This window comes from Bradyrhizobium iriomotense (genome assembly GCF_018129405.1).
In the GTDB taxonomy this organism is placed as follows: domain Bacteria; phylum Pseudomonadota; class Alphaproteobacteria; order Rhizobiales; family Xanthobacteraceae; genus Bradyrhizobium; species Bradyrhizobium iriomotense_B.
Window position 1 is genome coordinate 168,493 of sequence record NZ_JAFCLP010000008.1, and the last position, 12,621, is coordinate 181,113.

Sequence of the window (12,621 nt, forward strand, 5' to 3'; positions counted from 1 at the left end):
TATAGCAAATCTTGCACCAACCGAGCAAAGCACGGGAATGATGGTGAATGAGGGCCGCCCACAGATCAATTGTGCCTGCACCACTCCCTGAAATCATCTTCGACGAATGCGGCAGCAGCCTTTGCGGCGGCATGGAGCCAATCATCGTCGCGCCTACCCAAGTCCGCCGCAATCCTCGCAAACGCACCCTCGGCGGCGTGAATGGCACCGATGTCGAAGCCCATGACGTTGAGCAGATCGAGCTCCAGACGCATGTTCGCGTGATCCCCGAGATTGATCTTGCGCGAGTCGGGGGCAAGGCGCCGGATCACGAAGCCGCTTTGACGTTCGAGTGCGAGGTGCGGATCGGGGGCTCGATACGAACCTTTTGCGAGATCGAGAAAGCGCAGCCTGCCCTGCTGGTCATGCGCCCAGTCCCAGGCCGACGGCACCAGCGCCTTGGCTTCCCTGACGATCTGGCCGCCACACCAATCGGCGATGACAAGGAAACGCGGCCGGCCCAGGCTGCCGACACCCGCCACGCGCGTCGCGAAGCGACCGGATGAGGCACCGGGCGTCAGTTTCTTGCGGAGCGCTGCGGCAACAGGCGATGGAGGCTTCGCCCGCGGATATGTCTTCACGTCCTCCCAGAACTCATGGCGTTCGTCGTCGGTGCATGCCACGTAAGCGCGCATCCAGCTGGCCTGCTCATCCAGCAGCGCGGGCCGCGGCTGCTTGAGACCCTTCTTGTAGCCATCGAGAATCGCCCTTGCGGCGGCGCCATTGCTGACGTGGATCATGGCCCTCGCCTTCTTTTTCTTGGCCTTTGGCGCAAGCCGCGCGCTTGTCGCAAGGCGCACGAGATCGAAGGGATAGGCAATGCTCGCGGCCTCGTCGAAATCGTTGACACCCCAGACGAGACGTCCTTCCGCATCGCGCCAGGTCCCGAAATTTTCGATATGGGTGTCGCCCACGGACGGTACGCGCGGCGCGTCCTTCAACTCCGGGCAGAGTGCTTCGATACACCTGGCCCACCGGAAGAAGGTTGCACGAAGGAAGACGAACGGGTCGTCCTTCATCTTCTCGTGCTTCTCGTCGAGGTCGCGCTCGACGACCTTGCATTGGGCGCGCAGCCAGCGCTCGAACTCTTCGTTGTCGTCCAGAAATGAACGCGGCTCGATCCCGCCGCTTTTAATTGACGTTTGCTTGATCACGGCCAGAGCTTCCTGAAGCGAGAGACGATGAGCGGGGGCCTGCGGAAATGGTTGCGGCGAGCTGCCGCGCGGCGAACAGGGCGTCCAGATATTCAACTACAAAGCGAGCACGATAACCCTCGCGCTGCTTTTCCGCCAGCCGGATCATGCGCCCTCGCCATCATCGGCCGCGGGACCACAGGCGAACGCGAGGACGAGGCCGGAGGATTGGGAAGATGGACGCAAGCCCGCCCGGGTGGGCCGGCAATCACGTATCTGAGATGCAATCACGTATCTGAGATAATGGCGATCCCGGGAAGACTCGAACTTCCGACCTACGGTTTAGGAAACCGCCGCTCTATCCGGCTGAGCTACGGGACCGCGGAACCCAGAGTTGCGGGTTCGGCCCCCTCATAGCAGAGCAAAATGCGGTTCGCCAGCCGTCAGGCGGGCCAGACCATCGTCAACCTGAACGGGGCGGCTATACAATCGCTTCCAGGCCCCTCTCGGCGGAGCAGCTCACATGATCGAAAGCATCAGCGCCATCACGCTCGGCACGCATGACATGGGGCGCGCCGTGCACTTCTACCGGTCGCTGGGGTTCGAGCTCCTGTATGGCGGCGAAGCCGCTGCGTTCACGAGCTTTCGCGCCGGCACCGGCTATCTCAACCTGACGGCGCAGCCGGACGACAAGCGCTGGTCCTGGTGGGGCCGCGTCATCTTCTACGTGGCCGATGTCGACGAGACCTACGCGCAGGCGCGCGCTGCCGGGTGGCAGCCGTCGACCACGCCGCGCGACGCGGAATGGGGTGAGCGCTACTTCCATCTCACCGACCCCGACGGCCATGAGCTCAGTTTCGCACGGCCGTTGTCCTGACCGAATAAGTCGCATCTGCTGACGTTCCAACGTGCAAGTAGCGCTGTCTCAGCCGCCGTGGCAAGCTCGGCACGGCTTCCTCAAGTTCTAACCAGGGAGGACGACCATGGTAACCTATGTTGTGCTGTCGAACTTCACGGATCAGGGAGTCCGCAACGTCAAGGACTCGCCGAAGCGGGCCGACGCCTTCAAGGAGATGGCCAAAACGTTCGGCGTGACCGTGAAAGAGATCGTCTGGACGCAGGGACGATATGACGTTGTGACCGTTCTCGAGGCTCCAGATGAGGCTGCCGCGATGTCGCTCAGCCTTAGTCTCAGCGCACTCGGCAATGTCCGCACCGAAACGCTGCGCGCGTTTTCGGCGGCAGATATGACGAAGATCGTCGGCAAGATGCTCTGACGCGCAAGTCCGCGCGAGCGCACTGGACCCGGCAGCGAACCTGGGACGGCAATCCCGGGAATAGGCGTCTCATGCCCTGATATTGTTGTCCTTCACCACCTTGCCCCAATAGGCGACCTGCTTGTCGAAGAAGGTCTTGAAGGCGGCGCCGTCCTGGAGCAGCAGCGTCATGTGCTGGGTCTCCTTGAGCTGGGTGGCGGTCGCGGGCTCGCTCAGGATCTCCTTCGACGCGGTCGCCATGGCCGAGACGATGTCGGGCGGTGTGCCCGCCGGCGCGAAGATGCCCCACCAGGCCAGTGTCTCGAAATCGGGAAAACCGGCCTCGATCGCCGTCGGCGTATCCGGCAAGGCCTGCAGCCGCTCGCGGCCGAGCTGCAGGATCGGGCGCAGCATGTTGGTGCCGAGCTGGGCGGCGACCAGCGCCGCCGATCCCGCGATCAGATCGACATGGCCGCCGAGCACGTCGTTCATGGCCGGGCCGCCGCCGCGATAGGGCACGTGCATGATCTCGACGCCGGCCTTGCTGCCGAGCACGGTCATGGCGAGATGGCCGAGCGTGCCGATGCCGACGGAGGCGTATTTCACCGCACCGGGCGTCGCCTTGCAGGCGGCGACCACGTCGGCAAAACTCTTGTAGGGACGGTCGGCGCCGGCCGCGATCACGTAAGGCGCGGTGCCGATCAGCAACACCGGCATCAGCTCGCGCTCGACATCGACCGGCGGCTTGTCGAGGATCGACGGAATCACCGCGTGGGAATCGAAGGTGACCAGGAACGTCGACCCGTCGGCCGGGCTCTTGGCGACCTGCGCCGCGCCAAGCGCGCCGGCCGCGCCCGACTTGTTCTCGACCACGACGATGCGGTTGAGTTTTGTCTGCAAATTGCTCTGGAGCAGCCGCGCCATCGCGTCGGTCGATCCGCCCGGCGGAAACGGCACGACCAGCGTGATCTTGCCGGCCTGCGCTACCGCCGGCGCCATTGCGAGAACAGCTGGCGCGGCCAAGAGCGTGCGTCGTGTGATCGTCATGGTCCCCTCCCGATTTATCTTGCGCCTGGCTTTTTGCTCTGTGGCGCTTAGGTCGTCCCGAAGCCTGACCCCGCTTTCTTGTATTCTGGCCGAGGCGGACTGAAAATGTCCAGCACGCGGGCGCCGTCGGGGCCGGCGCGCATGGTGTGCGGCACGTTGCCGGGCGTGCGCCAGAAATCACCCTTCTTCACCGGGATTTCCTCATCGCCCTGGACGCGGATCGCCGAGCCATCGAGCAGCACGCCCCATTGCTCCTCGGGATGATGGTGCAACGTGCCCTGCGCATGCGGCGCCAGCGTCACCACCGACAGCATCGCCTGCTCGCCGGAGAAGATGCGCGTGGTCACCCCCGCCGCGAGCTCGCGGAACAGCCCGTCGTCGGGATTGTCGATGTTGTGGAATTCGTCCTTCTGGCTCACGTCGTTTTCCCCTTCGTTCTTCTCAGGCTTTGCCGTAAGAGCCCTGGTAGCGGCCTTCGCGGATCGCCTTCATGGTCTCCTCCTCGCGCGCCACCTGGGAACGCACCGCTTCCAGCAGCGCGGCGGCGCCAGCAGCGGGAAACGACACCACGCCGTCCTCGTCGCCGACGACGATGTCGCCGGGCGAGATCACGCTGCCGCCGACGGTAACAGGCACGTTGATCTCGCCGGGACCGTTCTTGTAGGGACCGCGATGGATCACCGCGCGCGCGTAGCAGGGGAAGTCGTCCGCCGCGAACGCCGCAACATCGCGGATCGCGCCGTCGATGACGTAGCCTTCGGCTTTGCGCCACTGCGCGATGTTCTTCATGATCTCGCCGACCAGCGCCCGCGTCTCATCGCCGCCGCCATCGACCACGATGACGTCGCCGGGCCCGACGAGATCGAGCGCGCGATGGATGGCGAGATTGTCGCCGGGCCGGGTACGCACGGTGAACGCCGTCCCCACCAGCTTGCCGCCGCGATGATAGGGCTTGAGCCCCACCGCGCCGGGCAGCCGGGCGAGATTGTCCGAGATGACCGAGGTCGGCGCACCGCGAAAGCCCTCGATGATCTCGGCGGGCGGTTTGGGCACGCTGTTCGCTGCGATCGTGATCGTCATGTCTAAAGAGTCCTTTCGTGAATTTTCTTATTCGGCGTGCGCGCCGGCGCCTTCGCCGGCAAGATCCGGAAGGCGCGCCCTTCCTTCATCTTGGCAGCGCGCCTCGGGGCGAGGCGCTCGCGGCGCGAAGTGTAACAGCCGGAACTGGGCCTTCAAGACATCAGCGCTCGGCGCCGCAGCCCGGACTGTCGAACAGCGCCGCGAGGCCGCATTTCGAGGTCAGCATCCTGTCGCCGTCATGGCCGACGCCGGCGACATCCCAGACCCGGTGATTGGGCGTACCGTGGCCGCGCTTGGCCATCGCATCGGCATAGGCGTGGCCACGGGCATAGCGCGTGGGGCCCTGTGCTTCGGCCATGCAGCTCTTGTCCAGCGCGGAATGTTTTGGATTGGTGTCGAGCGTGCCGAGCAGGTAGATCACCTCGCGCTCGACATAGCGCTGTTCGAGTGCCGCAGGTGTCGCGTCCGCGAGATAGGGCGGACGGTCGCCCATGCCGTATTTCCAATTGTTGTAGCCGGGGCAGGACGCGGCAATCGCCTGAAAGGGCCGCTCGGTGCTGAAATAGGCATAAGACGAGGGATTGGCGACGACGTAGCGGATGTCGATATGCTGGCGCAGCAGCGGCGCCTCGCCCTTGCCCGCGATCGCATAGCGCTGCACGACCTGGCCGCCGCCGGAATGCCCGGCGACCACGACCTGCTTCAGATTCGGAAAGACGCGCCGGTCCGAGAGTTTTGCCAGGATCGCATCGAGCGCCTCGAAGGACGACACCGGATTCGGCGCGAGCGCGGCATCGCCGCCCTCCCATCCCTCCAGCGACCAGCGCAGCATGTCCGAGGGAAGCCTGTGCGCCTCGATATCGATCTCCGCCAGGAACTGCGGGACGATCATCAGCGCGCTCTTGCCGTCGTCGCCCGCTGCGGCCTGCGCGTTGTTGGCCGATATATAGTATTCGTCGGCATTGCGCAGGCGCCCATGCAGCACGATGACCGCTCGCGAAATTGCCGGCAGCGGCATCGACCAGTCGCGGGAGAGGTAGAGCGGCAGCATTCCCCGCCCGCCGACCGAGAGCCTGGCATCGCCGATGGCCTTCACCGGCTTGCGGTTGGGTGCATCCTCCTCCGCTGCGAAGGCGTGGCCGCAAGTCAGCAGCAGGGCGAGTGCGGCAAGTCGGGCCAGCGCTCTCATGACGGAGATTCCCCCTCGAATTCAAATCGATAAAAGTCTAAGCGCAACATGTGCCGCGCGGCTGTGACTCCCGCGCCACGTCAAGCAAAAAATGTCAGCATCACAGCCATGAAATTCCCGGGTTCCACGGGTGACAAGCCGGCGATAAAGAGGCAAAAATCCGGCTCGACTCGGTTCGGGTTGAGTCTTGCAAGGAATGCTCTCGTAGAATGTCGGTTGTCGTTGCATCGCGTCGTGCGGCGCTTGTCGTTGCCGCAGCAGGATTTTTTCTGCTGACGCAGTCGCATGCCCAGGCGCAATGGTGGAAGCGCGCGCCCGTCGACTTCGAGGAATGCGCCGATAGCGCCGAGAAGGCCGCGACCAAGGCCGAGAAGACAGCGGCGCTGGCCGACTGCAACGCCAAATTCGCCGGCCGCCGCAAGCCGGGTGGCGGTTACACCTATTACGACTTCCTCCAGGACCGCACCTTCGACATCGCCGGACCCAACCCGACGCCGGAGGAGCAGAGGAAGATCGACCAAGCCTATACCGTCTACCTCGCGAGTCAGCGCCGCAGCAATGAAGCCGCCCAGGCCACGGCCCGCCAGCAGCGCGAGCAGCAGGAGCAACAGGTCCAGCAGCTTCAGCAGATCGCCCTGCGAACCGAGGCCGAGCGCGTGCCGGTGCCGGTCGAGCGGCCGAAGGTTTTGCAGGCCGCAGGCCCGCGACCGAAGAGCGCGCCCTGCACCAAGGGCTCGTTCTCCTGCGAGTGGCCGCGGCTGTCGGAAAGCTTGAACGATCTGAAGAAGCTGTTCAGTCCGACGCCGAGCAAGCCGGCGAAGAAGGGCTGAGTTTCTCGGCTTTCGTTCCGCTGCTACCCCAAACTCCGCTGTCGTCCCGGACAAGCGCCAGCGCAGATCCGGGACCCATAGCCACCGAATTGAATTTGGCGAAGACTCGGAGTGACCAGCCTCGCGCCACAACTCCGCCCTGTGGTTATGGGTCCCGGATCTACGCGCGCTTTGGGCGCGCTTGTCCGGGACGACAGCGGAGCGTGTGGCTTAGTCAGCGCGCTTCTTCTTGACCCGCTTCGGTTTAGCCACCGGCGCATTTGCCGGCGCTGTCACCACGGGCGAACCACCCAACTGCGACCTGCTCTCCTGCAATCGCCTGTCATAGCCGGGCGAGTTCATGACCGTCGGCGGCCTGGCGTAGGCGAGCGGCGATGCGCCGCAGAGCACGGTCAGCGCGAGCCCGATCATCGACCAACGCCTCATCGCGTTTCTCCTTGCATTCAGGCCGTCCCGCGAATCTGCCGCGGTGTCAGCCCGGGCGGGCCCTTGCCGGCGAGTTCTGCCTCCCTGATCAGCGCAACAATGCGGCGCATCAGCGGCACGGCGACATTGTTCTGCTCGGCAAGCGCGATGACCGCGCCCTGGAGATAGTCGATCTCGGTCTTGCGGCCCTGTTTCAGATCCTGCCACATCGAGGAGCGCGCCTCGGGATCGATCTTCATGGTCCGCCCGAGGATCGCGTTGAAGATCATGTCGGGCAGCCGCAGCAATGTCGGAGACCAGTTCATCGGGATCGGCGTTGACGAGACCGGCGCGATACCGGCGGCATGCAGCGCAGCCAGCCCCTCCGCCATCTGGTCGGCGAACAATCTTCGCCAGTCGCGATTTGCCAGTTGCGCCGCGAGCGGCATGTCGGACAGCGCGCTGAGCGCGTTGTTCAGATTGATGATCAGCTTGCCCCATTGCACGCCGGTGATGTCACCGCTCGCGCGCACGTTAAGGCCGGGCACCGAAAGCGCTCCGGCGGTGTTTGCCGCGTCTGCTCCGACATGGATGTCGCCGGAGCTCGAGCGGTGGAAACGACCCTCGCCCTTCGCGACCACGTTGAACGGCACCATGCCGGCCAGCACGCGCCGGTCGCCGAGGCGTTCGCGCAGCACCGCGACATTGCCTATCCCGTTCTGAAGCGAGACGATGACGGCATCCTGCGGCGCATGCTGCGCGATCTGGTCCGCGACATCGGCGGTGTCGGCGCTCTTCACCGTCACCAGCACGATGCCCGCGCTGTGGAAGATCGATGGATCTTCCGAGAGCGCGAGCTGGCCGGCACCGAGCTTCTTCTCGGAGCCGTCGAAATCGGTCAGAAGCAGGCCGAACCGCTCGATCTCGGTCTTCACCCGCGGCCGCACCAGGAGCGCGACGCGACGGCCGGCTGATGCCAGCATGCCGCCGACGAAACAGCCGATGGCGCCCGCACCGGCCACCACGATCGGTCGATCCGTAACCACCTCGTTCTCCTTAAACGTCCCGCCTTCGATAGCAGAGGCAACGCCGCCTGCCCATTGGTTGCGAGGCATCCGCCTTGTAACCGTCATGAGAGCCCCATATGTTTTCGCCCCGGGGGCAGTCAGCGGCGAGCACTCGCCGAACGAGACGCCAAAGGAGAGCACCATGGGTCTACTCGATGTCCTCAACGGCATGCAGAACGGCCCCCGCGGCCCGAGCACACCAAGCTCCGAGCAATCCTCCGGCGGCATGTCACCGATGACCATGGCGCTGCTCGGCCTGCTCGCCTGGAAGGCGTTCAAGCATCTGACGGCTGGCCAGCCCGGTGCGGCGCCTGCCCCGGAGCAGCGCTCACCGCTGCCACCTCCGACACCGGTCAATACCGGCAACGCCACGCTTCCCGGCGGCAGCGGCGGCCTCAGCGACCTGCTCAAGGGCGGCCTCGGCGGGCTGATCGCCGGTGGCGCGGCCGGCACCGTGCTGAGCGGCGGGCTCGGCGATCTCCTCAACCAGCTTCAGCAGAGCGGCCATGGCGAGACCGCGAATTCCTGGGTCGGCAAGGGCGAGAACAAGCCGATCGCACCCGGCGATCTCGCGAGCGCCCTCGGCGCCGACCAGATCGAGAGCCTGTCCGCCCAGAGCGGCCTGTCGCGCGAAGAGCTGCTCTCCGGTCTCAGCCAGTATCTGCCGCAGGTGATCGACCACCTGACGCCCGATGGACGGGTGCCGACCGAGAATGAACTCTCGGGCAGGATTTAGGAGAAGTCTTCAGTTCAGTTTGAGCGTGATCCGCTCGGAAAACCGCTGCAGACTTTTCCGGATCACGCTCTGCGAATTCCAGGCAAGGGGAGCACTGTCATGAGTTTCGGCGGCCTGTTGTGGATCATCATCGTCGGCTTCGTCGCCGGCCTCATCGCGCGCTGGCTGGCACCGGGGCCGAACAACCCGAGCGGCTTCATCCTCACCACCATCCTCGGCATTGCCGGCGCATTTCTCGCGACCTTCATCGGCCAGGCCATCGGCCATTACAGCCCCGACCAGGGCGCCGGCTTCATCATGGCCACAATCGGCGCAGTGGTGGTGCTGTTCATCTGGCACCGCCTGGTGGCCAGCGGCGTGATAAAGGGGTGAGTTTCGTCGTCCCGGACAAGCGCGCCCTAAGCGCGCGCAGATCCGGGACCACAGGGATTGGTTTGGCGAAGATTGATAACTCCGAGTCTTCGCCAAACTACTCCCTGTGGTTATGGGTCCCGGCCCCCCGTGCGCAATTGCGCACTAGGCCGGGACGACATGTGAATTTGACGCGCCAGCGGAGTGTCTCACGTAATCAAATGCATCCCCGCGTCCATGCGCACGACCTCGCCGGTCATGTTGCAGGAGGCCGGCATCGCGAGGAAGCAGACGAGCTGCGCGATGTCGTCGGCGGTTGATGCGACCTTCAGCGGCACCTTCGCCACCACGCTGTCGCGCACCTGCTTGGCGCCGGCCTCGCCGCGGCCCTTGGTGAACCAGGGCGTGTCGATATAGCCGGGGCACACCGTGTTGACGCGGATCAGCGGCGCCAGCGCGCGGGACAGCGACAGCGTCATGGTGTTGAGCGCGCCCTTGCTCGCGGCATAGGCGATCGACGAACCGACGCCACTGATGCCGGCGACCGACGACACGTTGACGACCGCCGACGGCCGCCCCGAAGCCTTCGCACCGGCCTCGAGCAGGCTGCGCGCGGCGCGCACCATCTGGAACGGGCCGATGGTGTTGACACCATAGAGCCGCTGAAAGTCTTCAGCCGACAAGCCGTCGAGATCGGCATGGGCGACATGCTTGGTGGTGCCGGCATTGTTGACGAGGATGTCGAGCCGGCCCCAGCCGCTGGCGGCAGCGACGATCTTGCGGCAATCCTCATCCTTGGAGACGTCGCCCTGCGCGACCAGCGCCTCCGCCGCGCCCGCCTTGCGGCACACCTCGGCCGTCGCCTCGGCTTCCTTCTGGCTCGACGAATAGTTGATGACGAGCCGCGCCCCGCTCCGCGCGAGAATTTCCGCGGTTGCCGCTCCGAGGCCGGATGCGGACCCCGTCACGATTGCGCACAAACCGTCTTTTGCCATCCGGATTTCCTTCCCCTGTATCTGATGCGGTGTCCTGTTTAGCGAGTTTGCCGCGCCCTGCAAATCGAGCAAACTCCGCTAAGCGGAATTAGCATTTCTTGAAGCCTGTCCCCATGCCGGCGCCGCAGATGGACCTGCGATCAACGCTTGTCAGGGCCATGGCTTTTTCCGATCATCGGGCGCAAGAAGAGACTGCGCGCCGGCCGATCAGACCGGATGCGCCAATGGCAAAACACGGGGAACGCTGTGGCGGAGAGTGACAATATCGTCGTCGAGACCGCGGAGAAAATCTTCGCCGATCTTGCCGATCCGCAAACCATCAACAACGACAAGAATAATTCGTGGCAGGCGCCGCTGTGGCAGGCACTGAGCGAAGCCGGCCTGCCGCTGTCCTGGGTGCCTGACGACCTCGGCGGCTCCGGCGCGAGCCTTGCCGACGGCTTTGCGCTGCTGAACGCCGCCGGCCGCTTCGCGGTCGCGGTTCCCCTGGCCGAGACCATGCTCGCGGGCTGGCTGCTCGCACAGGCGAAGATCGCTTCGCCCGAGGGCGAGATGACGGTCCTGCCGGCGAGCCCGAAGGATCGCATCACCCTCGATGCCGACGGCGCGCTCTCCGGCCGCACCCGCGGCGTGCCCTTTGCCAAGGCGGCGAAACATTTTGCGGTGCTGGCGCAGGGCAAGGACGGCGCCGTCATTGCGCTGGTCGATGCGAGCAAGGGCCGGATCGAATCCGGGCTCAATGTCGGCTACGACCACAGCGACACCGTGACGCTCGACAAGGTGCAGCCGATCACCATCAAGTCCTCACCGAAGGGCTTTGAGCAGACCAATCTGATGCTGATGGGCGGCGTTGCGCGCAGCCTTCAGATCGCCGGCGCGCTGGAATCGATGCTCGACATTTCCGTGCGCTACTCCAACGAGCGCGTCGCCTTCGAGAAGAAGATCTCGAAATTCCAGGCGGTGCAGCACAATCTCGCGCGCCTCGCCGGTGAATCCGCCGCGGCGCTTGCGGCCGCGACGTCAGCCGCCGACGCCATCGCCAACGCAAAATCGTTCGACGACGCGGTCTATCTCGAAGCCGCCTCGGCAAAGATCCGCTGCGCGGAAGCAGCCGAAAAAGGCGGCAGCATCGCGCATCAGGTTCACGGCGCGATCGGCTTCACCATGGAGCACATCCTGCACCGCTACTCGCTGCGGGCGCTGGCCTGGCGCGACGATTTCGGTTCGGAGAGCCATTGGGCCGTCGAGCTCGGCAAGCTGGTCGCCACCAGAGGCGCCGATGAATTGTGGCCGCTCGTGGCGTCGCGCTGATCAGGAGACGAGACAACAATGACCGCCGCCCTCCGTTTCGATCCGATCCGCCTGCCGGAAAAGTGCGAACAGCTGCGCAAGGAAGTGCGCGCCTTCCTCGCCGAGGAAATCGCCGCAGGCACCTTCGATCCGAACAAGCCCAACCGCGAAGACACCGACGCGCCGGAATTTTCCCGCCGGGTCGGTGCCAAGGGCTGGCTGGGGATGACCTGGCCGAAGAAGTATGGCGGCCAGGAGCGCTCCTTCCTCGAGCGCTACGTCGTCACCGAGGAGATGCGCGTCGCCAATGCGCCGACGCGGCGCTTTTTCGTCGCCGACCGCCAGAGCGGGCCGGTGCTGCTGAAATATGCGCCCGAGCACATCAAGATGGAGATCCTGCCGCGGATCTGCCGCGGCGAGATCTGCTTCGCCATCGGCATGAGCGAGCCGAATTCCGGCTCCGACCTGTTCGCGGCGAAGACGCGCGCGACCAGGACCGACGGCGGCTATCTCATCAACGGCACCAAGATCTGGACCTCGTCGGCGCACATCGCCGACTACATGATCGCGATCTTCCGGACCTCGCCGCCGACCAAGGAGAACCGCCGCCACGGCCTGACCCAGTTCCTGGTCAAGATGAAGCAGCCCGGCATCAAGGTGAACCCGATCGGCCAGATCACCGGCCAGTACGAGTTCAACGAAGTCGTCTTCACCGATCACTTCATCCCTGATGATCACGTGCTCGGCGAGGTCGACGGCGCCTGGAAGCAGGCGACGAGCGAGCTCGCCTATGAGCGCTCGGGCCCCGAGCGCTTCCTGGAGACATACTACGTGCTGACCGAGCTGGTGCGCGCGGTCGGCCCCAACCCGGACACGCGCAGCGCCGAGGGCATCGGCCGGCTGGTCGCGCAGCTTCACACCATGCGGCGCATGTCGGTCTCGGTGGCCGGCATGCTGCAGGCCGGCAAAGAGCCGGTGGTCGAGGCGTCCATCGTCAAGGACATCGGCACGGTCTGGGAGCAGCAGCTTCCGCACCGCGTGCGCGACCTCGCCGCCTTCGTCGAGGAGACCGCGACCAATCGCGAGACCTTGGAGCGGCAGCTCGACTTCGCCATCAAGACCGCGCCGAAGCTCACCATCCAGGGCGGCACCACCGAGGTGCTGCGCGGCATCATCGCCCGCGGGCTTGGCTTGCGCTAGATG

Annotated in this window: 16 protein-coding genes and 1 tRNA gene; 7 read left to right on the plus strand and 10 right to left on the minus strand. The window is 65.1% G+C overall.

Annotation, left to right across the window (positions count from 1 at the left end; genetic code table 11):
• Positions 1-65: 65 nt before the first annotated feature.
• The 3 genes from JQ592_RS18990 to JQ592_RS19000 all read right to left on the minus strand — a co-directional run bounded on the left by JQ592_RS18990 (position 66) and on the right by JQ592_RS19000 (position 1,553).
• Positions 66-1,193, minus strand: coding sequence for a DUF2252 family protein (locus tag JQ592_RS18990; protein WP_211404329.1), 1,128 nt, complete (start codon positions 1,191-1,193; stop codon positions 66-68).
• Complete coding sequence (locus JQ592_RS18995) at positions 1,171-1,341, minus strand: hypothetical protein (protein ID WP_211404330.1); 171 nt, start codon at positions 1,339-1,341, stop codon at positions 1,171-1,173. Before JQ592_RS18995 ends, JQ592_RS18990 begins: the two co-directional genes overlap by 23 nt.
• Before the next feature lie 135 nt (positions 1,342-1,476).
• A tRNA-Arg gene (locus JQ592_RS19000) sits at positions 1,477-1,553 on the minus strand.
• A 142-nt stretch (positions 1,554-1,695) separates the two neighbouring features.
• Here JQ592_RS19000 and JQ592_RS19005 point away from each other — a divergent pair.
• Both JQ592_RS19005 and JQ592_RS19010 read left to right on the plus strand, forming a co-directional pair.
• On the plus strand, positions 1,696-2,049 hold the full coding sequence (locus JQ592_RS19005) for a VOC family protein (protein ID WP_211404331.1): 354 nt from the start codon (positions 1,696-1,698) through the stop codon (positions 2,047-2,049).
• A 106-nt stretch (positions 2,050-2,155) separates the two neighbouring features.
• The gene (locus JQ592_RS19010) at positions 2,156-2,449 is read left to right on the plus strand and encodes a GYD domain-containing protein (RefSeq protein WP_018316453.1); all 294 of its coding nucleotides are present in this window, start codon (positions 2,156-2,158) and stop codon (positions 2,447-2,449) included.
• A 69-nt stretch (positions 2,450-2,518) separates the two neighbouring features.
• Here the strand turns inward: JQ592_RS19010 and JQ592_RS19015 are convergent, their stop codons facing one another.
• From JQ592_RS19015 to JQ592_RS19030, 4 genes are all read right to left on the minus strand, one after another.
• Positions 2,519-3,475: a tripartite tricarboxylate transporter substrate-binding protein gene (locus JQ592_RS19015; protein ID WP_211404332.1), complete on the minus strand. Its 957-nt coding sequence runs from the start codon at positions 3,473-3,475 to the stop codon at positions 2,519-2,521.
• Between the two features lie 47 nt (positions 3,476-3,522).
• The gene (locus JQ592_RS19020) at positions 3,523-3,894 is read right to left on the minus strand and encodes a dimethylsulfonioproprionate lyase family protein (protein ID WP_063692969.1); all 372 of its coding nucleotides are present in this window, start codon (positions 3,892-3,894) and stop codon (positions 3,523-3,525) included.
• Between the two features lie 22 nt (positions 3,895-3,916).
• Positions 3,917-4,555 carry an RraA family protein gene (locus JQ592_RS19025; protein ID WP_211404333.1) on the minus strand — a complete coding sequence of 213 codons (639 nt, stop codon included), beginning with the start codon at positions 4,553-4,555 and terminating at the stop codon, positions 3,917-3,919.
• A gap of 160 nt (positions 4,556-4,715) precedes the next feature.
• Positions 4,716-5,744, minus strand: a complete 1,029-nt coding sequence (locus tag JQ592_RS19030) for an alpha/beta hydrolase (RefSeq protein WP_211404334.1) — start codon at positions 5,742-5,744, stop codon at positions 4,716-4,718.
• A gap of 209 nt (positions 5,745-5,953) precedes the next feature.
• On the opposite strand from JQ592_RS19030, the gene JQ592_RS19035 reads away from it, so the two are divergent.
• Positions 5,954-6,574, plus strand: a complete 621-nt coding sequence (locus JQ592_RS19035) for a hypothetical protein (RefSeq protein WP_211404335.1) — start codon at positions 5,954-5,956, stop codon at positions 6,572-6,574.
• A 210-nt stretch (positions 6,575-6,784) separates the two neighbouring features.
• Here JQ592_RS19035 and JQ592_RS19040 read toward each other — a convergent pair whose 3' ends face one another.
• Together JQ592_RS19040 and JQ592_RS19045 are read right to left on the minus strand one after the other, a co-directional pair.
• The gene (locus JQ592_RS19040) at positions 6,785-7,000 is read right to left on the minus strand and encodes a hypothetical protein (protein ID WP_211404336.1); all 216 of its coding nucleotides are present in this window, start codon (positions 6,998-7,000) and stop codon (positions 6,785-6,787) included.
• A gap of 17 nt (positions 7,001-7,017) precedes the next feature.
• On the minus strand, positions 7,018-8,025 hold the full coding sequence (locus tag JQ592_RS19045; RefSeq protein ID WP_211404337.1) for a 2-dehydropantoate 2-reductase: 1,008 nt from the start codon (positions 8,023-8,025) through the stop codon (positions 7,018-7,020).
• A gap of 163 nt (positions 8,026-8,188) precedes the next feature.
• Here JQ592_RS19045 and JQ592_RS19050 point away from each other — a divergent pair, with 163 nt between their 5' ends.
• Both JQ592_RS19050 and JQ592_RS19055 read left to right on the plus strand, forming a co-directional pair.
• Positions 8,189-8,782, plus strand: a complete 594-nt coding sequence (locus tag JQ592_RS19050) for a YidB family protein (protein WP_211404338.1) — start codon at positions 8,189-8,191, stop codon at positions 8,780-8,782.
• Positions 8,783-8,881: 99 nt separating this feature from the next.
• Complete coding sequence (locus tag JQ592_RS19055; protein ID WP_027564166.1) at positions 8,882-9,154, plus strand: GlsB/YeaQ/YmgE family stress response membrane protein; 273 nt, start codon at positions 8,882-8,884, stop codon at positions 9,152-9,154.
• 188 nt (positions 9,155-9,342) lie between these two features.
• Here JQ592_RS19055 and JQ592_RS19060 read toward each other — a convergent pair whose 3' ends face one another.
• Entirely contained in the window at positions 9,343-10,128 is a 786-nt protein-coding gene (locus JQ592_RS19060) for an SDR family NAD(P)-dependent oxidoreductase (RefSeq protein ID WP_211404339.1), read from the minus strand.
• 246 nt (positions 10,129-10,374) lie between these two features.
• Here JQ592_RS19060 and JQ592_RS19065 point away from each other — a divergent pair, with 246 nt between their 5' ends.
• Both JQ592_RS19065 and JQ592_RS19070 read left to right on the plus strand, forming a co-directional pair.
• Positions 10,375-11,439: an acyl-CoA dehydrogenase family protein gene (locus tag JQ592_RS19065; protein WP_211404340.1), complete on the plus strand. Its 1,065-nt coding sequence runs from the start codon at positions 10,375-10,377 to the stop codon at positions 11,437-11,439.
• Between the two features lie 18 nt (positions 11,440-11,457).
• Entirely contained in the window at positions 11,458-12,618 is a 1,161-nt protein-coding gene (locus tag JQ592_RS19070) for an acyl-CoA dehydrogenase family protein (protein ID WP_211404341.1), read from the plus strand.
• Positions 12,619-12,621 lie beyond the last annotated feature (3 nt).

Coding starts and splice junctions, on each gene's coding strand:
- JQ592_RS18995 (WP_211404330.1), bottom strand. CDS start 1,341: ATGATCCGGCTGGCGGAAAAGCAGCGCGAGGGTTATCGTGCTCGCTTT.
- JQ592_RS19005 (WP_211404331.1), top strand. CDS start 1,696: ATGATCGAAAGCATCAGCGCCATCACGCTCGGCACGCATGACATGGGG.
- JQ592_RS19010 (WP_018316453.1), top strand. CDS start 2,156: ATGGTAACCTATGTTGTGCTGTCGAACTTCACGGATCAGGGAGTCCGC.
- JQ592_RS19015 (WP_211404332.1), bottom strand. CDS start 3,475: ATGACGATCACACGACGCACGCTCTTGGCCGCGCCAGCTGTTCTCGCA.
- JQ592_RS19025 (WP_211404333.1), bottom strand. CDS start 4,555: ATGACGATCACGATCGCAGCGAACAGCGTGCCCAAACCGCCCGCCGAG.
- JQ592_RS19030 (WP_211404334.1), bottom strand. CDS start 5,744: ATGAGAGCGCTGGCCCGACTTGCCGCACTCGCCCTGCTGCTGACTTGC.
- JQ592_RS19035 (WP_211404335.1), top strand. CDS start 5,954: ATGTCGGTTGTCGTTGCATCGCGTCGTGCGGCGCTTGTCGTTGCCGCA.
- JQ592_RS19040 (WP_211404336.1), bottom strand. CDS start 7,000: ATGAGGCGTTGGTCGATGATCGGGCTCGCGCTGACCGTGCTCTGCGGC.
- JQ592_RS19050 (WP_211404338.1), top strand. CDS start 8,189: ATGGGTCTACTCGATGTCCTCAACGGCATGCAGAACGGCCCCCGCGGC.
- JQ592_RS19055 (WP_027564166.1), top strand. CDS start 8,882: ATGAGTTTCGGCGGCCTGTTGTGGATCATCATCGTCGGCTTCGTCGCC.
- JQ592_RS19060 (WP_211404339.1), bottom strand. CDS start 10,128: ATGGCAAAAGACGGTTTGTGCGCAATCGTGACGGGGTCCGCATCCGGC.
- JQ592_RS19070 (WP_211404341.1), top strand. CDS start 11,458: ATGACCGCCGCCCTCCGTTTCGATCCGATCCGCCTGCCGGAAAAGTGC.